Genomic DNA, 19383 nt, shown 5'->3' on the forward strand with positions numbered 1-19383 from the left:
CTCACAGGCTTCTCACAAGTGGATGCCGTGACTTTCCCCGGCGTGAACTTCCCGGAGCGTAGCCGGTGCTTCGAACTCACATCCAGGTCTCGCCACAACTGTGGCCAATTTCAGCCGTCAACAGGCACGAAATGCCACGATAGTTGACACGCCTCAGCTCCGGGCAGCAGGATCGGGGCGCCGCGTCAAGGCCGCACAGGCAAGAGGGGTGACCTCCCGATGGCATATCAGGCAGGAGGGCAGCGGCCGGCACCGCGGCCCGTCGCCGAGACTCCAGAGGCCCAGGCCTATCTGGAGGACTACGCCGGGCTTCTTGAAGCCGTCTCCTCTCCCTCGCTCGTCGTCGACCACTGCTGGGACGTGGCGCTGACCAATAGCGCGTTCCGGTCACTTTTCGGTGGCGTGGGTCCGCACCCGACGGCCATGCCGGGCGACAACTTCCTCAGGTTCGTGCTGTTCCACCCCGACGCCCCCACGGTGCTCGGCGAGCACGAGTCGAGCTGGTGCCTGCCGATGCTCGCGCACTTCGCGCGCACCGTGGAGAGCCACGGCCCCGACCACGGGCTCCAGGCCGTCCGCCGTGACATCGCCCAGGACCCGATCATGGAGGCCGCGTACCGGCAGGGCCTGCCGCACTGGATCCGCTCGGTCGGCGAGGACGCCGTCGAGCACGACGGTGCCGTACGCCCGCTGCTGCACCCGGACCCGCGCCGGGGCGCCACCGAGTGCCGGGTCGTCGTCGAGACGTCCAGGACGCTCGAGGAGCTGGGCTGCACCCGGCTCACGTTCGTCCTGCGCGAGGCCCGCCGCACCCCGTCCAGGGAGCGCGGGACGCGTCGCACCGCCTCCCACCTGAGGGTCGTACCGGCGGCCGACTGAGCCCTTCCGGCCTGAGTCAACCGGCGTTCGCCCCATTCCCAGGCGATGTGGTGTGTGACATAGTACTGGCGTGAGCGAGTCGCTGACCTGCGATGTCGTGGTGGTCGGAGCCGGAGTGGTCGGCGCCGCCTGTGCCTTGTACGCGACCCGTGCCGGCCTCGAGGTCATCGTGGTGGACCGGGGCGCGGTGGCCGGCGGTACGACCGGCGCGGGGGAGGGGAACCTCCTCGTCTCCGACAAGGAACCCGGACCCGAGCTCGAACTCGCCCTGCTGTCCGCCCGGCTGTGGACCGGACTGGCCCGGGAGGGGCTGGGGAAGCCGGTCGAGTACGAGGCCAAGGGCGGCGTCGTCGTCGCCGGCACCGACGGGGCACTGGCCGGGCTTGAGGAATTCGCGGCCGGGCAGCGCGCGGCCGGGGTCGAGGCCGTCCCCGTGCCGCCCGACCGGCTTCCCGATCTGGAGCCGTATCTGGCTCCCGGACTCGCGGGCGGCATGCACTACCCGCAGGACGCCCAGGTGATGCCCGCCCTCGCGGCGGCGCACCTGCTGCGCGCCTCGAACGCCCGGCTGCTCACCGGCCGGGAAGTGACCGCGGTGCCGCGGGGGCCCGGCGGTGCGGTGCGCGGGGTGCGGACCGACCGGGGCGACATCCACGCCCCGGCCGTCGTCAACGCGGCCGGCACCTGGGGCGGCGAGATCGCGGCCCGCGCGGGCGTGTCCCTGCCCGTGCTGCCCCGGCGCGGCTTCGTGCTGGTCACCGAGCCGCTGCCGCCCCGTATCCGGCACAAGGTGTACGCCGCCGACTATGTGGGCGACGTCGCGAGCGACTCGGCGGCGCTGCAGACCTCCCCGGTGGTCGAGGGCACGCCCGCCGGGCCGGTCCTGATCGGCGCCAGCCGCGAACGGGTCGGCTTCGACCGGTCGTTGTCGCTCCCGGCACTGCGCGCGCTGGCGGCGGGAGCGACGGACCTCTTCCCCTTCCTCGCCGATGTCCGGGCCCTGCGCACCTACGTGGGCTTCCGGCCGTATCTGCCGGACCATCTGCCCGCGATCGGCCCGGACCCCCGGGCGCCCGGACTTCTCCACGCCTGCGGGCACGAGGGCGCGGGCATCGGACTCGCCACCGGCACCGGGCATCTGATCGCCCAGACGCTGACCGGGCAGGAGCCCGACCTGGACCTCGGACCGTTCCGGCCCGACCGCTTCACCGAGGAGGCCGAGTGAATCCGCTGGAGCTGGCGGGAGCCAGGCCCGGCCCCGCCTTCACGGTCACGTTCGACGGGCGGCCGGTCGAGGCGCTGCCCGGGCAGACGGTCGCCGCCGTGCTGTGGGCGGCGAGCATCACCTCCTGGCGCGCCACCCGGGGCGAGGGCCGTCCGCGCGGGGTGTTCTGCGGGATCGGCGTCTGCTTCGACTGCCTGGTGACCGTCAACGGCCGCCCCAACCGACGCGCCTGTCTGGTGCCGGTGCGGCCGGGGGACGTGATCGGCACGCAGGAGGGGACCGGCCATGAGGGGGTGCGCCATGCGGACTGACCTGGTCGTGATCGGGGCCGGACCGGCCGGCCTCGCCGCCGCCCTCGCGGCGGCCGCGCGAGGCACGCGGGTCGCGCTCGTCGACGGGGCGACGGAGGCGGGCGGGCAGTTCTACCGGCAGCCCGCCGCCGGGCTCGGGGCCGGGCGGCCCGAGGCGCTGCACCACCGGTGGCGGACCTGGGAGCGGCTGCGCGACGGACTCGCCGCAAGTGCCGTACGGGTGCTGACCGATCATCATGTGTGGTGTGTGGAGCGCGGGTCCGACGGGTTCGTCGTGCACGCGCTGCTCGGTCCGGAGCAGGAGGAGCCGGCCGAGGTGCACGCCCGTGCCGTGCTGCTGGCCACCGGCGGCTACGAGCAGGTGCTGCCCTTCCCCGGCTGGACCCTGCCGGGCGTCGTCACCGCCGGGGGCGCCCAGGCCATGCTCAAGGGCGCTCTGGTGGTGCCGGGGCGCAGAGCCGTCGTGGCCGGGACCGGGCCGCTGCTGCTGCCCGTGGCGACCGGGCTCGCGGCGGCAGGCGTCGAGGTCGCCGCGCTCGTCGAGTCCGCCGACCCCAAGCGCCTGGCCCGCCACGGCCGGGCCCTGGCCGGCAAGCTCCCCGAGGGCGCCGGGTACGCCGCCCGGCTGCTGCGTCACCGCGTGCCGGTCCTCGCCCGGCACAGCGTCGTCCGCGCCCACGGTGACGACCGGCTGACCGGCGTCACGGTCGCCGCCCTGGACAGCGACGGACGGGTCAGGACCGGCACCGAACGGCACCTGCCCTGCGACACCCTCGCCGTCGGGCACGGCATGCTCCCGCACACCGACCTGGCCGAGGGCCTCGGCTGCGGCCTCGACGGGCTCGCCGTGGCCGTCGACACCGAGCAGCGCACGGACGTGCCCGGCGTGTGGGCGGCCGGCGAGGCCACCGGCGTCGGCGGCGCGGCCCTCGCCCTCGCCGAGGGACACATCGCCGGGTGCTCGGTCGCCGCGTATCTGCACGGCACCGCCGCCGACCCGGCCCCCGCCGCCCTCAAGGCCCGTACGCGGCTCGGGAGATCCGCCGCCGCTCTCGACGCCGCCTACGCGCCGCCCGCGCACTGGCCCGAGCAGATCACCGACGACACCGTGGTCTGCCGCTGCGAGGAGGTCACCGCCGGTGCCGTGCGCGACGCCCTGGACCTCGGAGCGGGCGACGTGCGCACCGTGAAGCTGCTCACCCGGGCCGGGATGGGCTGGTGCCAGGGCCGGATGTGCGGCAGCGCGGTCGCCGGGCTCGCCGGATGCCCGCCCGCCCCGGCCAGAAGGCCCTTCGCCCGTCCCGTTCCGCTCGGCGTCCTCGCACGGCAACACCCCCAGGAGGGACAGTCATGACCGATCACCGCCCCTGGCGCGGCGTCCTCGTCGCCACCGCGCTCCCGCTGAACGACGACCTCTCCGTCAACTACGACCAGTACGCCGAACACTGCGCGTGGCTCGTCGAGAACGGCTGTGACGGCGTCGTGCCGAACGGCTCCCTCGGCGAGTACCAGGTGCTCACCCCCGAGGAGCGCGCCCGGGTCGTCGAGACGGCCGTCGCCGCGATCGGCGGGCAGCGCGTCATGCCCGGCGTCGCCGCGTACGGATCCGCCGAGTCCCGGCGCTGGGCCGAACAGGCGGGCGAGGCCGGGTGCAAGGCGGTGATGCTGCTGCCGCCGAACGCGTACCGCGCCGACGAGCGGTCCGTCGTCGCCCACTACGCCGAGGTGGCGAAGGCCGGCCTGCCGGTCGTGGCGTACAACAACCCGATCGACACCAAGGTCGACCTGGTGCCGGAGCTGCTCGCCCGGCTGCACGGCGAGGGGCACATCCGGGGCGTGAAGGAGTTCTCCGGCGATGTCCGCCGGGCCTACCGGATCGCCGAACTCGCCCCCGAACTGGACCTGTTGATCGGCGCGGACGACGTCCTGCTGGAGCTGGCCGTCGCGGGCGCCAAGGGCTGGGTGGCGGGTTACCCGAACGCGCTGCCCCAGGCCTCGGTCGAGCTGTACCACGCGGCCGTCGACGGCGACCTCGACACCGCGCGGAACCTGTACCGGCAGCTGCATCCGCTGCTGCGGTGGGACTCGCGGGTGGAGTTCGTCCAGGCCATCAAGCTGTCCATGGACCTCGTCGGCCGCCACGGAGGCCCCTGCCGACCGCCGCGTGTGCCGCTGCTGCCCGAGCAGGAGGCCGCCGTACGGGCCGCCACCGAGAAGGCCGTAGCGGCCGGATTGGCCTAGGGACCATGCGCAGCAGACTCGTCCTGCACGCCGTCGACTCGCACACCGAGGGCATGCCCACCCGGGTGATCACGGGCGGCATCGGCACCATTCCCGGCGCCACCATGAACGAGCGGCGGCTGTACTTCCGCGAACACCGCGACGACATCAAGCAGTTGCTGATGAACGAGCCGCGCGGCCACTCCGCCATGAGCGGTGCGATCCTCCAGCCGCCGACCCGGCCCGACTGCGACTGGGGCGTCGTCTACATCGAGGTCTCCGGCTATCTGCCGATGTGCGGGCACGGCACGATCGGCGTGGCGACCGTGCTCGTCGAGACCGGCATGGTCGAGGTCGTCGAGCCGGTCACCACCATCCGGCTCGACACCCCGGCGGGCCCCGTCGTCGCCGAGGTGGCGGTCGAGCACGGCGTCGCCAAGGCGGTGACCCTCCAGAACGTGCCCTCCTTCGCCGTCGCACTCGACCGCAAGGCCACCCTCGCCGACGGGCGGACGGTGACGTACGACCTCGCCTTCGGCGGCAATTTCTACGCCATCCTGCCGCTGGAGCAATTCGGCCTGCCCTTCGACCGGTCCCGCAAGGACGACATCCTCCGGGCGGGCCTGTCCCTCATGGCCGCCGTCAACGCCGAGGACCCGCCCGTCCACCCGGAGGACCCGTCCATCCACGGCCTCCACCACGTCTACCTGGCCGCCCCCGGCTCCACCGCCCGCCACTCCCGGCACGCCATGGCCATCCACCCCGGCTGGTTCGACCGCTCGCCCTGCGGCACGGGCACCAGCGCCCGTATGGCGCAACTGCACGCGCGCGGCGAACTCCCGCTGCACACCGAGTTCGTGAACGAGTCCTTCATCGGCACCCGGTTCACCGGCAGACTGCTCGGCACGACCGAGGTGGCCGGCCGCCCGGCCGTACGGCCCAGCTTCACCGGACGCGCCTGGATCACCGGCACCGCCCAGTACCTGCTCGACCCCGACGACCCGTTCCCGGCCGGATTCGTCCTGTAGGCCGGCCCCGACCACGAGAGGAAACCGCGACCGTCATGGCTGCCCCGCAGCACACCCCCGCCCTGCCCCTGCTGGGCAGCAGGAAGCCCAGCCACCGGGAGCGGGTCGCGGACGCGCTGCGGGCCGCCCTGATCGCCGGTGAACTGCGCCCCGGCGAGGTCTACTCGGCCCCCGGCCTCGCCACCCGCTTCGGCGTCTCCGCCACGCCCGTGCGCGAGGCCATGCTCGACCTCGCCAAGGAGGGCCTGGTCGACACCGTGCCCAACAAGGGCTTCCGCGTCACCGCCGTCTCCGAGCGGCAACTCGACGAGTACACCCACATCCGGTCGCTGATCGAGATCCCCACGACGGCGGGCCTGGCGGTCACGGCCGACCCGGTGGCACTGGAGGCACTCCGCCCGGTCGCCCAGGAGATCGTCACCTCCGCGGCGGCCGGCGACCTCATCGCCTACGTCGAGGCCGACCTGCGCTTCCACCTCGGCCTGCTGGCCCTCGCCGGCAACGACCACCTCGTCGACGTCGTACGGGACCTCAGACGCCGCTCCCGGCTGTACGGGCTGACCGCGCTCGCCGGGCAGGGGCGACTTGAGGCGTCGGCGGAGGAGCACCTGGAGATCCTGGACGCGCTGCTCGCCCGCGACGAGGAGGCCGTACGGACGGTGATGACCCGGCACCTCGGACATGTCCGGGGCCTGTGGGCAGCGCCCTGACCGCCTCACCGAAGGCGGCCCGGATCACAGGTCCAGCACCAGCCGTTTCCCACGGCAGCGGGACACACAGATGAGCATCGTCTCGCCCGTCGCGCGTTCGTCGTCGGTGAGTACGGAGTCCCGGTGGTCCGGTTCGCCCTCCAGGACATCGGTCTCGCACGTGCCGCAGGTGCCCTCGGCGCAGGAGTACAGCACCTCGACCCCGGCGGCGCGCACGGTCGCGAGCACCGACACGTCCCGCGCCACGGTCAGCGTCCTGCCGCTCTGTGCCAGCTCCACCTCGAACTCGGTGTCGTCGCCGCTCTCCTGGTCCTTCGGCCGGAACCGCTCGACGCGCAGTACCCCGGAGGGGCTGCGGGCCTCCACCGCGTCGAGCAGCGGGCCGGGGCCGCAGCAGTAGACGAGTGTGCCGTCGGGTATCTCGTCCAGCACCGAGGGCAGGTCCAGCAGCCCCGTCTCGTCCTCGGGCGCGATCGTCACCCGGTCGCCGTACCGGCCCAGTTCCTCGCCGAACGCCATGGACCGGCGGGTGCGACCGCCGTAGAGCAGCGTCCACTCGGCGCCCGACGCCTCGGCCGCGGCCAGCATCGGCAGGATCGGGGTGATGCCGATACCACCCGCGACGAACCGGTAGCGCGGGGCGGGCTCCAGGCCGAAGTTGTTCCGTGGGCCGCGCACCCGGACCTCGTCGCCCGGCCCCACCTGCTCGTGCACATGGGCTGATCCGCCCCGCCCGTCCGGCTCGCGCAGCACCGCGATCCGCCAGACCGACCGGTCCGCCGGGTCGCCGCACAGCGAGTACTGCCGCTCCAGACCGGGGCCGAGCACGACATCGATGTGGGCGCCCGGTTCCCAGTCCGGGAGCGGCTCGCCCAGCGGGTGGCGCAGAGTGAGGGCGAGCACGCCGTCGGCGGCGAACTCCCGCCGTTCGACGACGAGTTCGGCTTCGTACACGCTCATGAGCTGTTCCCTCGCGGCTCGTGGACCAAGTGCCCCTGGGGGTGGGCGAGCATCCACTCCCACATCTCGACCGGATCCTGCGCGGTGTGCTCACGGCCGCAGTGGCAGGTGCCGTGCAGGACGTCGGTGCCGGGGAGCCAGTCGATGCGGTAGATCTCGCCGGTCCCGGAGGAAGAGGGCGATGTCACTGGACCTTCTCCAGGGGCTTGTCGCCCTCCTCGACCAGCCGGGCGAGGATACGGCGGGCGGCCAGACCACCGGTGTCGATGTTGATGCTGAGTTCCTGATAGCCGGTGCGCTCCGTGCCGAGCGTCTTCTGCAGCAGGTTGAGCGCGGTGACGTCCTGCATCACGACCGTGTGGTTGTTGCCCCGCAGGAACTCGGTGACCTCGGCGTCGTCCGTCGCCCAGTCGCGCGAGACGGCCCAGAAGTCGTACACCTTGCCGTCGCCGGACGGAGTGATCGCGTACGTGATCTCGGTGTGGAAGCCGTTCGGGTCGCTGCCGTCCGGCTCGGGCAGCACCCCGACCGGGGCGATGCGGCTGTGCAGCAGATACAGGCAGGGGGTGTGGTACTCGATGTCCTGCCAGCGGGTGATCCGGCCCTCGATGCCGGTGGACCTGGCGTAGAACGGCGGGCACTCGGCGTCGTCCATGTGCCGGCTCACTCGGACGATCCCGGCGCCCTCGTCGACCTCCGTGGTGATCGGCGTCTCGGCGACCTCGGGGGTGCCGATGTACCCGCCGTGCAGATACGTCTCGTGGGAGAGGTCCAGGAGGTTGTCGACGAGCAGGCCGTAGTCGCAGTCGATCGGCTCCATGCCGCGCACGGTGACCCAGCCGGGGGAGTCCAGGTGCCTGGCCCGGGGGATGGTCCCCGGGTCGGCGAGCGCGGGGTCGCCGATCCACACCCAGATCAGCGAGTCCTGCTCGACGACGGGGTACGAGGCGACCCGGGCGGTGCGCGGCACCCGTTTCTGCCCCGGCACGTACACGCACGTACCGGTCGTGTCGTACGTGAACCCGTGGTAGCCGCACACGATCCGGTCGCCGTCGAGGCGGGTCGGGGCCTCGGAGAGCGGGTACCGGCGGTGCACACACCGGTCGTGCAGGACGACCGGCGTGCCGTCCTCCTCGGTCCGGTACAGCACGAGGGTCTCACCGAGGATCGTCCGGCCGAGCAGCTCCCGCCCGACCTCGTGACTGTAGGCGGCGACGTACCACTGGTTCCTGGCGAAGGCGGTGGTGTGAGGCATGGCGTTCCCGTCCCTGTCGGCGGGGCGTCGTCGCCCCGCGTGCCGTGGTTGGACTCAGATTCCTGACGGCTGCGACCGCCGCGCAAGGCAACTTCCGTCAGGCGGAAGCGGACGACAGTTGCGCGCAGGGAACGCAACGCACGCAAGTAGCCCGGATCGTTGCCGCTCACGGCCTTGTCGGCCGGTGATCGCTGCGGCAGCGTCTTCGCCACTGACATCCGCCCCCCCCATCCACGGGACGGGACAACGCGCGCCGCCACAAGCCTCGTATGCCGCGCTCTCCATTTTCCGCGCCACTGGCGCCGAGGAGTACTCATGGATTTCCTCATGCCCTTCCCCGACCAAGATCCTCCCGAGGCTGCCGCGCTCTACCTCAGTGCCCTGGACCACGAACGCGTCTACTCCGCCGCGGAGTTGCGGCACGCCATCTCCCGCGCCTATGAGGCCGTCGACCAGCCGGCCGCGCTCCTGGACCCGTATCAGCGGTCCCTGCAGGGGGCTCACACCGCCGATTCGGCCGTCCGGGCCGAACGAAGAGCCTGGGCCCTTCACCTGGTCCGGGACCTGGCCGTTGACGAAGACCGGCCTCGGGCCGCGCCTGCGACACGGCCGGCGGGGGAAGAGCCGGTCCCGGCCGAACTGCGTGCCGCGCGCCGCCGCCCCGCCCAGGTCGCCGCCGCGGTCCTCGGCGCCCAGATGGCCGGCGTAGTCCTGGCCAACGAGGCGCCCGGTCTGCTGGCGGTCTCCTGGGCGGGTCCGCTGAACGTCGGGCTCACTCTGGTGCTGGCGCAAGTGGTGATCACCGGCGTGTCGGTCCTGTGGTACGTCCGGTACGCGCGGAACTCACTGGATCCCATGGCCGAGCGCCACAGCAGCCCCTTCACCCGGTTGGAGAGCCACCGGTGAACTCCGTCCTCGCGCTCCCGGGTTCCGGAAGCGTCTTCCCCATCCTCGTTGTCTTCGGCCTCTGCGTCGTCCTCACGCTGTTCCTCGCGATCGGGTCGATCCTCCCCGAAGAGGACGAACTGAGCGGGTTCTACCTCGGTCAGCGGCGGCTGTCGTCGGTGGTCAACGGGTTGGCGATCTTCGGTGCCTACATGTCCGCGGCGGGAATGCTGGGCAACCCCGGTCTGGTCGCACTCACGGGTTACGACGGCATCGCCTACGTGCTGGCGCCGATGGTCGCCTGGTCCCTGCTGGTGCTGGTGGTCGCCCAGCCGTACTACAACACGTCCCGGTTCACCATCGGCGACTCCCTTGCGCTGCGGCTGCACGCCCGCCCCGTGCATCTGGCCGCGGGCATCACGAGCGTGGTCGTCTGCCTGCTCTATCTGACCGCCCAGCTCGTCGGCGCGGGAGCGCTCGCCGCGACGGTCCTGGGCGTGGACGGAGACGGTGCCCAGCGGTTCGTCGTGGCCGCACTCGGACTGTTGATGGTCCTCTACGTCCTCATCGGCGGTATGCGGGCGGCGACCCTGGTGCAGAACATCAAAGCCGTGGTGCTCCTCGCCACAGGTCTGTTCGTCGTACTGGCCGTCCTGTCGGAGTTCGGCTGGAGCCCGGCGCGTCTGCTGGACGCGGCCGTTCTGCGGAGCGGCTTCGGTGACCCCTTCCTGGAACCCGGCATTCGCTTCCACGATCGCACCAACGAGATCGACTCGATCAGTCTGCAACTGGCGTTCGTGCTCGGGGCGGCCGCCCTGCCGCACGTCCTCATGCGTATCGGCACGGTCTCCAGCGGACGCAGAGCGCGCAAGTCGGCCGCGTGGGCGGCCTGCCTGGTCATCGTCTTCACCGTGTTCGAGATGGTGACCGGCCTGGGCTCGGCGGCACTGATCGGGTCGAAGGACATCGCCGAGGACTCTCCCTCGGGCAACACGGCCGTGCTGCTGCTGGCGGAGCGGCTGGGCGGACAGACCCTGCTCACCGTGGTCTCCTGCGTCGCCTTCCTCACGATCGCGGCCGTCGTCGCCGCGCTCACGCTCACCGCGGCGGCCTCCCTGGCCCATGACGTCTACGGTGCGACCATCATGCGGGGCAGAGCGTCCGAGAAGAGCGAACTCGCCGTGGCCCGGATGGGCGTGGGACTGATCGGTGTGGCGGCGATCGCGCTGTCGATGCTTGCCCAGCACCTCAACATCGCCTTCCTGGTCAGCCTCGCCTTCGCCATCGCGGCCTCCTCGATCCTGCCCGCACTGCTGTTCAACCTGTGGTGGAAGGGCTTCACGACCAGGGGGGCGATCTGGAGCATGTACGGCGGCCTGACGGTCGCCGTGCTGCTGACGACGCTGTCCCCTGCGGTCTCGGGGAACCCGACGGCGCTGCTGCCGGGCACGGACTTCGTCGTGTTCCCCTTGCGAAACCCCGGCCTCATCTCGATTCCCGTGGGATTTCTGCTCGGCTGGGCCGGCTCGGTGCGCGACCGGCGTCAGCCGGGCGGGGCCGACTACACGGAGACCGAGATCCGAGTTCTCACCGGTCCTGGCCGTAGGTAGTCCGCCGACAAGTCACGCAGTGCGTTCATCTGACAGCGGATGGTAAAGCGAGAGGGTCCGACGTGGTGCGGCCTCCGCAAAGGTTCGAGCATTTCAGTCCAATGGGGTAGAAATGGTCCATGGGTGGGCCGAGCCGCCGCTCCGGGAAAACCCAGAGCCCCCTCTTCACCGACCCGCCCGTACACAAGACGCGACGGGGACGGCGTTCGCTGCTGAGCGTGCACAGTGTCGTCGGCCAGATGTTCCTGCTGCAGATCGCGGTCATCCTGCTCCTCGCCGCCGGCGCCACCGCCGTTCTCGTCCTGGACGCCATGAGGGACAGCCGGCGCGAGGCCGCACAGCGATCTCTGGCTGTGGCGGAGAGCATCGCCAATGCACCCGGGATCCTCGAGGCGCTCGCTGCCCCCGATCCGACCGCGGTGCTCCAGCCACGGGCCGAGGCCGCCAGGGAGCGCACGAACGTCGACTTCATCGTCATCATGAACCGGGACGGGATTCGTTACACCCACCCCGACCCGGACCGCATCGGGCAGCGCTTCGTCGGCACCATTGCCCCCGCACAGGCGGGTGGGACGGTCACGGAGACCTACACGGGGACGCTCGGTCCCTCGGTACGCGCCGTGGTTCCCGTCATGAATCCGGGTGGCTCGGTGGTGGGGCTGGTGTCCGCCGGGGTCACGACGAAGCACATCGGCGACGCGGTCACCGAGCAGTTGCCGGTGGTGCTGGGCGTTTCGCTCGGCGCCGTGGCTGTCATCACGGGAGGAGCGGCGCTGCTCGGCCGACGTCTGCTGCGGCAGACCCACGGCCTGGGCCCCGCCGAGATCACCCGGATGTACGAGCACCATGACGCCGTCCTGCACGCCGCGCGGGAAGGCGTGGTCATCGTCGACGGCGCCGGTCGCCTCCTGCTGGCCAACGACGAGGCGCAGCGGCTGCTCGACCTGCCTCCCAATGCCCAGGGCCGCCCCGTGGGCGAGCTCGGCCTCGCCCCACCGACCACCGAGCTGCTGGCCTCGCGGCGTGAGGCCGCCGACGAGGTGCATCCTGCCCGGGGCCGGCTGCTGGCCGTCAACCAACGGCCCCTCGACCGGTACGGGGGCCCCTCCGGCAGCGTCGCGACGCTCCGGGACACCACCGAACTTCAGACGCTGTCCGGCAAGGTCGAAGCCGCGCAGAAACGCCTGAAGGTGTTGTACGACGCGGCCGTGTCCATAGGCACCACGCTCGACGTGACCCGAACCGCCGAGGAGCTGGCCGAGGTGGCCATCCCGCAGTTCGCCGACTTCGTCTCCGTCGATCTCGCCGAGCCCGTGCTGCGCGGCGACGAGCCGGCGGGCACCGAGACGCAGCTCCGTCGCACCGCCACCGCAGGCGTGAGTGAAGGTGCCCCGATCTATCCCACGGGCCGACTCATCGAGTTCGTCCGCTCCACGCCCCAGGTCAGGGGCCTTGCCATCGGCCGGGCCGTCCTCGAACCCGATCTGCGCAACGCCCCCGGATGGCGGGCCCAGGACCCCGAACGCGCCCGGCGGATCATCGAATACGGCATCCACTCCCTCATCACCGCCCCGCTGAGCGCCCGCGGGGTCGTCCTGGGCGTGGCGAGCTTCTGGCGCTCCCGGAAGCTCGATCCGTTCGAGGAGGACGACCTGGTCCTGGCCGAGGAGCTGGTCACCCACGCCGCGGTGTGCGTCGACAACGCTCGCCGCTACACCAGGGAACACAACACCGCGCTCACCCTGCAGCGCAGTCTGCTGCCCCGCGGGCTGCCCAAGCAGAACGCGCTGGACGTGGCCTACCGCTATCTGCCGGCACAGCGTGGAGTGGGCGGCGACTGGTTCGACGTCATCCCCTTGTCCGGCGCGCGGGTCGCACTCGTGGTGGGTGACGTCGTCGGGCAGGGGCTGCACGCCGCGGCTGCCATGGGGCGTCTGCGCACCGCCGTGCGCAACTTCTCGGCTCTGGACCTTCCGCCCGACGAACTCCTCGCCCGCCTCGACGGTCTGACGGAAGTCGAAGAGCCCAGCGACGAGGTGGAGGAATCGGCCGACGCACTCATCGGGGCCACCTGTCTCTACGCCGTTTACGACCCCGTCGCCCGTCACTGCACTTTGGCGCGGGCCGGCCACGTCCCGCCCACGCTGGTCCACCCCGACCGCAGCGTCGAGCTGTTGGAGCTGCCGACCGGTCCGCCACTGGGCGTGGGCGGTCTGCCCTTCGTCGCCTGTGAGTTCGACGTGCCCCAGGGCAGCCAACTCGTGCTCTACACCGACGGCCTCCTGGAGCACCGCGACCGGGACATCGACGAATGCCTCGACCTCCTGAGCAGCACCCTGAGCCGCACGGACACAGACCCGGAGCGAACCTGTGACGCGGTGCTCGAAGTCCTTCTGCCCAAGCCGCCTCGCGACGACATCGCACTCCTCGTCGCGCGTGCACGCGCACTCCCCGCGGAGCGGGTGGCACGCTGGGACGTGCCCCGCGACCCCGCCGCCGTGGGACACATACGCACCGCCGTCGCACACCAGCTCGCCATCTGGGATCTGGAAGACCTCGGCTTCGTCACCGAACTGATCCTCAGTGAGTTGATCACCAACGCCATCCGCTACGCCACCGGCCCGATCAGCGTCCGGATGCTGTTCGACAGCAAAATGATCAGCGAAGTCTCCGACGGCAGCAGCACCTCACCCCACCTGCGATACGCCGAAACCACCGATGAAGGTGGACGCGGCCTGTTCCTCGTCGCCCAACTCGCCGACCGCTGGGGAACCCGCTACACCCCCCAGGGAAAGGTCATCTGGGCCGAACAGCCGCTTCCCGAAGGGTTCTGACAAAAGACGTTTCCGAATCAAAAGCTGAAATCGAAACGGAATTCTGGACTTTGTCGTCGCGGGGAATTGATTTACCCTGGATGCATGGCAAAGACAACGACGCAGTTCTACGTAGTGAAACGCGGTGACAACCTCACCAAGATCGCGCGCATGCACCATGTGACGCTGGATCAGATTCTGGAGTGGAATCCCCAGATCGAGGATCCCGATGTTATCCACCCCGGCCAGCGAATTCGCGTGGCCCCTCCCCCGGAAACGGACGGTGAGTACGAGCCCTTTCCAGGCGCAGACTTCTTCCAAGCGTCAGTGACCAGCCCGATCATCGAGGCCATGGGCTACCGCCTCATCGAGGAGAACTGCTCGGTGTACACCGGCGGACCCGACTCCACGTGGAGTTCGGCCGACCAGAAGTCGTACGCCAAGTGGCAGCGCAAGCTCGGATTCGGTGGCCCTGACGCCGACGGCATCCCGGGCCGGAAGTCCTGGGACAAGCTGCACGTGCCAGCCGTTTACGAGTGACCAGAACAGAAACCCGGTCGGCCCGTACGCACAGCCGGAAAGGCCTGCGTAACGGGCCGCCGCGGTCGGCGTGGCGCGCACGGGCCAAGACGCGTATCACCTATCTCGAAGCGCAGCTGGAACACGAAAGATGCAGGCCCTGTCCGGAAGACCGGATGACGCTTGTCGAGGGAATGCGGGGGCATCTCGAAAGGGCCCGCTCGGCCGCCGACGAGGATTTCGGATGGCGTCGGCTGTGGTCGGGATCGGCGGCCCGCGAGGGCGTCTGGTCGAATGTGCGCAGCGCGGAGGTGATGCTGCTTCAACTGGTGTCCGACGAGGAAGCCGCGGGCCGCGCCAGCGAAGTCATGGCGCTGGTCAAACGGCACCTCGACACCGACGATCCCCGGCGGGTCAGACTCGCCCGGCGACTGCGCCCCATCGTCGCCGGGAGCATGACGCCGAGCGACCGGGATCTCATGGTCCGCGCACTGGACGCCGCCTACAACGCCCTGGACGACGAACTGGCCCGGGTGCGCAGTCTGCGCAACATCCTGTGGACCGCGACCTTCCTCGTACTGCTCGGCGTGACGGGCCTCGCCCTCTACGGCTGGTTCTCACCCGGCTCGCTGAGCCTGTGCTTCACGCCCCAGACCGGTCCCAGCGCCTCGGACCGGATCACCGTGGTCTGCCCCACCGCGGAGCATCACAACGTCCCGGCGGGCACCGACGCCAGCAGCCTGGCCAAGTCGCGCGACATCCTCACCGTCGAGATCGCCGGGCTCGCCGGCGCGGCCCTCACCGTCATCGCCTCACTGCGGCGCATCCGGGGCACCGACTCGCCCTACATGCTGCCCCTGGCGTCGGCGGTGCTGAAGTTCCCCACCGGCGCCCTGTCGGCCTTCCTCGGACTGCTGCTGATCCGCGGCGCCTTCGTCCCCGGGCTGAGCGATCTCGACAGCAGGGCGCAGGTCCTCGGCTGGGCCGCGGCCTTCGGCGCCGCCCAGCACCTGGTGACCCGGCTCGTCGACGACCGCGCCCAGATGACCCTTTCGGAGGTGGGCAGACCCACCGACGCCGCGACCGACCCGGAACGGGCCGCCGTCAAGGAGATCGCCGCGGAAGGGGAGCCAGTGGCGCCCGGAGCGACTGGGCGATCCGGCAACGGAGAGTACGAAGGACCTCTCGAGGAGGAGCGGGCGGGGGAGTCGGGACGGGGACCCGGGGCGTGAGCGGGCCCCCCGCTCACCGCCGTAGCGGTGTGTGGGCCGTCTCCGGCAGCCGCAGATACACCAGCGACGACAGCAGGCAGAGCACGGCGACGTACCACGGGAACAGCCCCGAGTGCCCCAGCTCCTTGAACAGGGTGCCGACGTACGGAGCCGTGCCGCCGAAGAGGGCGACCGTCAGCGAGTAGGGGAAGCCGATACCGGCCGCGCGCACCCGCGGCGGGAAGATCTCCGCGTTCACGGCCGCGCTGATCGAGGTGAAGCCGGTCAGCAGCACCATGCCCGCGCACTGCACGAGCAGCAGCACGGCGAACGAGTCGCGCAGGCTGTGCAGCAGCGGCACCGTGAGCAGGGCGAAGCCCAGGCCGAAGAAGAGCAGCAGGGGGCGGCGGCCGAAGCGGTCCGAGAGCAGTCCGCCGAGCGGCTGCAGCAGGGCGAAGAAGGCCAGTGAGATCGTGCCCGCGAGCAGCGCGTCCGACTTCTCCAGACCCGCGTTGAGTTCGGCGTACGTCGGCAGGTACGACGTCCACGTGTAGTAGGCGATGGTGCCGCCCGCCGTGATGCCGCAGATCAGGAGCGACTCGCGCGGGTGCCGCCGTAGCGCCTCGAACAGGCCCGGGCGCGGGGCCTCCTGCTGCTCGGCGCTGCGGGTCTCCTGCGCGCCCTGCCGGATCCAGAAGCCGACCAGGCTCAGCACGGCTCCGAGCACGAACGGGACCCGCCAGCCCCAGCCGTTCATCTGCCCGTCGCTCAGCGTGTTCACCAGCAGTGTGGCGATGCCGGAGGCGACGAGCTGCCCGATGGTGGTCGACACGTACTGGAAGCTGGAGAACAGCCCGCGCCGGCCGGGGCCCGCCGACTCCACGAGGAAGGTCGTCGAGGCCGCGAACTCGCCGCCCACGGACAGGCCCTGCAGCAGCCGGGCGGCGACGAGGACCACCGGAGCCAGCACACCCACCGAGGCGTAGGTCGGGGTGAGTCCGACCAGCAGGCTGCTGCCGCCCATCAGCAGGATGGTGACCGTGAGCGCGGCCCGCCGCCCGTGCCGGTCCGCGACCGCGCCCATCAGCAGCCCGCCGACCGGCCGCATGAAGAAGCCCACCGCGAAGACCGCGAACGTGGACAGCAGCGGCACCAGCGAGTTGTCCGCGCTCTCGGGGAAGACCTGGGCGGCGATATAGGTCGCCAGGAACGTGTAGGCGTACCAGTCGTACCACTCCACGGCGTTGCCCACGGAGGCGGCGAGGAGCTGGCGGACGGGCCGTTTCGTCGGCGGGGAAACCGTCTGCGTCTCTGTCACGCCCCTCACCCTCCCCTGGAAGCGCGCCGCCACACCTCACGTACCGGCGACTTTCACACGAGTGTCACCCGCCCCTTCCTTGGCGTTTGGTGTCCCTGAAACACTCCTTCCGCGCAGATTCCGTCATGTTCCGGCCATCCCGTACCTCAGGATGAGAGGTCTGTCCTACATGTCCGAAGTAAACCGGCGCCGCTTTCTTCAACTCGCGGGTGCCACCACGGCCTTCAGTGCGCTGTCCGCCAGCATCCAGCGCGCTGCCGCGCTTCCGGCGAACCACCGCACCGGGTCGATCGAGGACGTCGAGCACATCGTCGTCCTGATGCAGGAGAACCGTTCCTTCGACCACTACTTCGGGACCCTGAGAGGCGTCCGCGGCTTCGGCGACCCGCGTCCGGTCGCGCTCGACAACGGCAAGTCGATCTGGCACCAGGAGAAGGACGGCAAGGAGATCCTGCCGTTCCACCCGGACGCCGACGACCTCGGCATGCAGTTCCTTGAGGGCCTGCCGCACTCCTGGCCCGACGGCCACCAGGCCTACCGCGGCGGCAAGTACGACCGGTGGGTGCCCGCCAAGGGCACCACGACCATGGCGTACCTGACCCGCGAGGACATCCCGTTCCACTACGCCCTCGCCGACTCGTTCACCGTCTGCGACGCCTACCACTGCTCGTTCATCGGCTCCACCGACCCGAACCGCTACTACATGTGGTCGGGCTACACGGGCAACGACGGCACCGGCGGCGGCCCGGTCCTCGGCAACGACGAACTCGGCTACGGCTGGACGACCTACCCCGAGCGCCTGGAGCAGGCCGGCATCTCCTGGAAGGTCTACCAGGACATCGGCGACGGCCTGGACGCCAAGGGCTCCTGGGGCTGGATCGAGGACGCCTACCGCGGCAACTACGGCGACAACTCCCTGCTGTACTTCAACAAGTACCGCAACGCCCAGCCCGGCGATCCCTGGTACGACAAGGCCCGCACCGGCACGAACGCCAAGGCGGGGGAGGGCTACTTCGACCGGCTGAAGGCGGACGTCAAGGCGGGCAAGCTGCCGCAGATCTCCTGGATCGCCGCCCCCGAGGCCTTCTCCGAGCACTCCAACTGGCCGTCGAACTACGGCGCCTGGTACATCGCCCAGGTCCTGGACGCCCTCACCTCCAACCCGGAGGTCTGGTCGAAGACCGCCCTGTTCATCACCTACGACGAGAACGACGGCTTCTTCGACCACGTGGTGCCGCCGCTGCCGCCCAAGGACGCCTCCCGCGGCCTGTCCACCGTCGACGTCTCCCTCGACCTCTTCCCGGGCGACAGCAAGAACACGGCGGGCCCCTACGGCCTCGGCCCCCGGGTGCCGATGCTGGTCGTCTCCCCGTGGAGCAAGGGCGGCTACGTCTGCTCGGAGACCCTCGACCACACCTCGATCCTGCGGTTCATGGAGCGCCGCTTCGGCGTGGGCGAGCCCAACATCTCGCCCTGGCGCCGCGCCATCTGCGGTGATCTGACGGCCGCGTTCGACTTCTCCCGCAAGGACGCGCGGCCGGTCCCGCTGCCCGGCACCGACGAGTACGAGCCGCAGGACCGCGAACGCCACCCCGACTACAAGCCGGCCCCGCCCGCCGACCCGCGCATGCCCCGGCAGGAACGCGGCCCGCGCCGCACCCGGCCGCTGAAGTACGCCCCGCACGTGGACGCCTCGGTCGACGCCGCCGCCGGGAAGCTCACCCTCGCCTTCGCCTCCGGGCCGAAGGCCGGCGCCGCCTTCCACATCACGTCCGGCAACCGCGCCGACGGCCCCTGGATGTACACGACCGAGGCCGGCAAGACGCTCTCCGACACCTGGAACTCGGCCTACTCGGCGGGCGCGTACGACCTGACCGTGCATGGCCCCAACGGCTTCGTGCGGGTCTTCAAGGGGTCGAACAAGACGGCCGGCTGCGAGGTCACCGCCCGCCACAGCGGTGAGGACGTCGAACTGACCTTCACCAACAAGGGCTCCGGCACGGCACGGCTGAAGCTCTCCGACCGTTACGGCGGCCGGCCCTCGACCGTCACCGTCCGCCCGGGCGCGAAGGTACGGCGGACCGTCGACCTCGACCGCAGCCGCCGCTGGTACGACCTGACCGTCACCGCCGAGGGCGACGCGGCGTTCCTGCGGCGGTTCGCGGGGCACGTCGAGAACGGCCGGCCGGGTGTGAGCGACCCGGCGATCATCACCGGGTAGCCGGGGTGAGGTGCCCCGGATCGTGCGGCCGGGGCACCAACGCCGGTTCGGCCGTGGCCGAGCCGGGTTCCAGGGCCAGGACGGCGGCCACCGGATGGTCGTCGTCCACCGGACGGCCCTGGTCCACGGGCGCCGCCCTGCTGAGCAGCACCACGCCCCAGGACGCCAGGCCGGCCCCGGCGAGCGCGAGCAGCACGCCCGCCGGGCCGCCCTGGAGG

17 protein-coding genes and 1 pseudogene are annotated in these 19383 nt (G+C 71.1%); 13 read left to right on the forward strand and 5 right to left on the reverse strand.

From position 1 onward, the window contains the following. Window positions 1–219 precede the first annotated feature (219 nt). The 7 genes from ACFTZL_RS21220 to ACFTZL_RS21250 all read left to right on the forward strand — a co-directional run bounded on the left by ACFTZL_RS21220 (window position 220) and on the right by ACFTZL_RS21250 (window position 6373). Window positions 220–879 (forward strand): hypothetical protein, encoded by a 660-nt coding sequence (locus tag ACFTZL_RS21220; RefSeq protein ID WP_382584917.1) that lies wholly within the window; start codon window positions 220–222, stop codon window positions 877–879. A 70-nt stretch (window positions 880–949) separates the two neighbouring features. Continuing rightward, entirely contained in the window at window positions 950–2104 is a 1155-nt protein-coding gene (locus ACFTZL_RS21225; RefSeq protein ID WP_382584920.1) for an NAD(P)/FAD-dependent oxidoreductase, read from the forward strand. After that, window positions 2101–2415, forward strand: a complete 315-nt coding sequence (locus ACFTZL_RS21230) for a (2Fe-2S)-binding protein (protein ID WP_382584923.1) — start codon at window positions 2101–2103, stop codon at window positions 2413–2415. Before ACFTZL_RS21225 ends, ACFTZL_RS21230 begins: the two co-directional genes overlap by 4 nt. Continuing rightward, window positions 2405–3769, forward strand: a complete 1365-nt coding sequence (locus ACFTZL_RS21235) for an FAD-dependent oxidoreductase (RefSeq protein WP_382584926.1) — start codon at window positions 2405–2407, stop codon at window positions 3767–3769. Before ACFTZL_RS21230 ends, ACFTZL_RS21235 begins: the two co-directional genes overlap by 11 nt. Next, window positions 3766–4656, forward strand: coding sequence for a dihydrodipicolinate synthase family protein (locus tag ACFTZL_RS21240; protein WP_382584929.1), 891 nt, complete (start codon window positions 3766–3768; stop codon window positions 4654–4656). The genes ACFTZL_RS21235 and ACFTZL_RS21240 overlap by 4 nt, the downstream gene beginning before the upstream one ends. A 5-nt stretch (window positions 4657–4661) precedes the next feature. Beyond that, window positions 4662–5663 (forward strand): proline racemase family protein, encoded by a 1002-nt coding sequence (locus ACFTZL_RS21245; protein ID WP_382584932.1) that lies wholly within the window; start codon window positions 4662–4664, stop codon window positions 5661–5663. A gap of 35 nt (window positions 5664–5698) precedes the next feature. Then, entirely contained in the window at window positions 5699–6373 is a 675-nt protein-coding gene (locus tag ACFTZL_RS21250; protein WP_382584935.1) for a GntR family transcriptional regulator, read from the forward strand. Window positions 6374–6397: 24 nt separating this feature from the next. Here ACFTZL_RS21250 and ACFTZL_RS21255 read toward each other — a convergent pair whose 3' ends face one another. Genes ACFTZL_RS21255 through ACFTZL_RS21265 form a run of 3 tightly spaced genes read right to left on the reverse strand, consistent with a single transcriptional unit; the run spans window position 6398 to window position 8588 of the window. Continuing rightward, window positions 6398–7333: a PDR/VanB family oxidoreductase gene (locus tag ACFTZL_RS21255; protein WP_382584938.1), complete on the reverse strand. Its 936-nt coding sequence runs from the start codon at window positions 7331–7333 to the stop codon at window positions 6398–6400. Further along, window positions 7330–7521 (reverse strand): hypothetical protein, encoded by a 192-nt coding sequence (locus ACFTZL_RS21260; protein ID WP_382584941.1) that lies wholly within the window; start codon window positions 7519–7521, stop codon window positions 7330–7332. The genes ACFTZL_RS21255 and ACFTZL_RS21260 overlap by 4 nt, the downstream gene beginning before the upstream one ends. Next, window positions 7518–8588, reverse strand: a complete 1071-nt coding sequence (locus ACFTZL_RS21265) for a Rieske 2Fe-2S domain-containing protein (protein WP_382584944.1) — start codon at window positions 8586–8588, stop codon at window positions 7518–7520. The genes ACFTZL_RS21260 and ACFTZL_RS21265 overlap by 4 nt, the downstream gene beginning before the upstream one ends. 315 nt (window positions 8589–8903) lie before the next feature. Here ACFTZL_RS21265 and ACFTZL_RS21270 point away from each other — a divergent pair, with 315 nt between their 5' ends. The 5 genes from ACFTZL_RS21270 (at window position 8904) to ACFTZL_RS21290 (ending at window position 15647) form a co-directional block, all read left to right on the forward strand. Then, a complete protein-coding gene (locus ACFTZL_RS21270; protein WP_382584947.1) occupies window positions 8904–9494 on the forward strand; it encodes a DUF485 domain-containing protein in 591 nt (196 codons plus the stop codon). After that, the gene (locus ACFTZL_RS21275) at window positions 9491–11083 is read left to right on the forward strand and encodes a cation acetate symporter (RefSeq protein ID WP_382584950.1); all 1593 of its coding nucleotides are present in this window, start codon (window positions 9491–9493) and stop codon (window positions 11081–11083) included. Before ACFTZL_RS21270 ends, ACFTZL_RS21275 begins: the two co-directional genes overlap by 4 nt. A 239-nt stretch (window positions 11084–11322) precedes the next feature. Beyond that, complete coding sequence (locus ACFTZL_RS21280) at window positions 11323–13917, forward strand: SpoIIE family protein phosphatase (protein WP_382584964.1); 2595 nt, start codon at window positions 11323–11325, stop codon at window positions 13915–13917. An 84-nt stretch (window positions 13918–14001) separates the two neighbouring features. Next, window positions 14002–14436, forward strand: a complete 435-nt coding sequence (locus ACFTZL_RS21285) for a peptidoglycan-binding protein (protein ID WP_382584953.1) — start codon at window positions 14002–14004, stop codon at window positions 14434–14436. Between the two features lie 155 nt (window positions 14437–14591). Further along, on the forward strand, window positions 14592–15647 hold the full coding sequence (locus tag ACFTZL_RS21290; protein ID WP_382584955.1) for a hypothetical protein: 1056 nt from the start codon (window positions 14592–14594) through the stop codon (window positions 15645–15647). A 13-nt stretch (window positions 15648–15660) separates the two neighbouring features. Here ACFTZL_RS21290 and ACFTZL_RS21295 read toward each other — a convergent pair whose 3' ends face one another. Beyond that, the gene (locus ACFTZL_RS21295; RefSeq protein ID WP_382584958.1) at window positions 15661–16944 is read right to left on the reverse strand and encodes an MFS transporter; all 1284 of its coding nucleotides are present in this window, start codon (window positions 16942–16944) and stop codon (window positions 15661–15663) included. 169 nt (window positions 16945–17113) lie between these two features. Here ACFTZL_RS21295 and ACFTZL_RS21300 point away from each other — a divergent pair, with 169 nt between their 5' ends. Beyond that, window positions 17114–19165: a phosphocholine-specific phospholipase C gene (locus ACFTZL_RS21300; RefSeq protein WP_382584961.1), complete on the forward strand. Its 2052-nt coding sequence runs from the start codon at window positions 17114–17116 to the stop codon at window positions 19163–19165. Here the strand turns inward: ACFTZL_RS21300 and ACFTZL_RS21305 are convergent. Beyond that, window positions 19155–19383: pseudogene (locus ACFTZL_RS21305) on the reverse strand (hypothetical protein); the annotation flags it as partial. The gene ACFTZL_RS21300 and the pseudogene ACFTZL_RS21305 sit on opposite strands and share 11 nt — an antisense overlap.

Source organism: Streptomyces sp. NPDC056948 (genome assembly GCF_042674225.1).
Lineage (GTDB): Bacteria > Actinomycetota > Actinomycetes > Streptomycetales > Streptomycetaceae > Streptomyces > Streptomyces purpurascens.

Coding starts and splice junctions, on each gene's coding strand:
- ACFTZL_RS21220 (WP_382584917.1), top strand. CDS start 220: ATGGCATATCAGGCAGGAGGGCAGCGGCCGGCACCGCGGCCCGTCGCC.
- ACFTZL_RS21235 (WP_382584926.1), top strand. CDS start 2,405: ATGCGGACTGACCTGGTCGTGATCGGGGCCGGACCGGCCGGCCTCGCC.
- ACFTZL_RS21240 (WP_382584929.1), top strand. CDS start 3,766: ATGACCGATCACCGCCCCTGGCGCGGCGTCCTCGTCGCCACCGCGCTC.
- ACFTZL_RS21245 (WP_382584932.1), top strand. CDS start 4,662: ATGCGCAGCAGACTCGTCCTGCACGCCGTCGACTCGCACACCGAGGGC.
- ACFTZL_RS21250 (WP_382584935.1), top strand. CDS start 5,699: ATGGCTGCCCCGCAGCACACCCCCGCCCTGCCCCTGCTGGGCAGCAGG.
- ACFTZL_RS21255 (WP_382584938.1), bottom strand. CDS start 7,333: ATGAGCGTGTACGAAGCCGAACTCGTCGTCGAACGGCGGGAGTTCGCC.
- ACFTZL_RS21265 (WP_382584944.1), bottom strand. CDS start 8,588: ATGCCTCACACCACCGCCTTCGCCAGGAACCAGTGGTACGTCGCCGCC.
- ACFTZL_RS21270 (WP_382584947.1), top strand. CDS start 8,904: ATGGATTTCCTCATGCCCTTCCCCGACCAAGATCCTCCCGAGGCTGCC.
- ACFTZL_RS21280 (WP_382584964.1), top strand. CDS start 11,323: ATGTTCCTGCTGCAGATCGCGGTCATCCTGCTCCTCGCCGCCGGCGCC.
- ACFTZL_RS21285 (WP_382584953.1), top strand. CDS start 14,002: ATGGCAAAGACAACGACGCAGTTCTACGTAGTGAAACGCGGTGACAAC.
- ACFTZL_RS21290 (WP_382584955.1), top strand. CDS start 14,592: ATGACGCTTGTCGAGGGAATGCGGGGGCATCTCGAAAGGGCCCGCTCG.
- ACFTZL_RS21300 (WP_382584961.1), top strand. CDS start 17,114: ATGTCCGAAGTAAACCGGCGCCGCTTTCTTCAACTCGCGGGTGCCACC.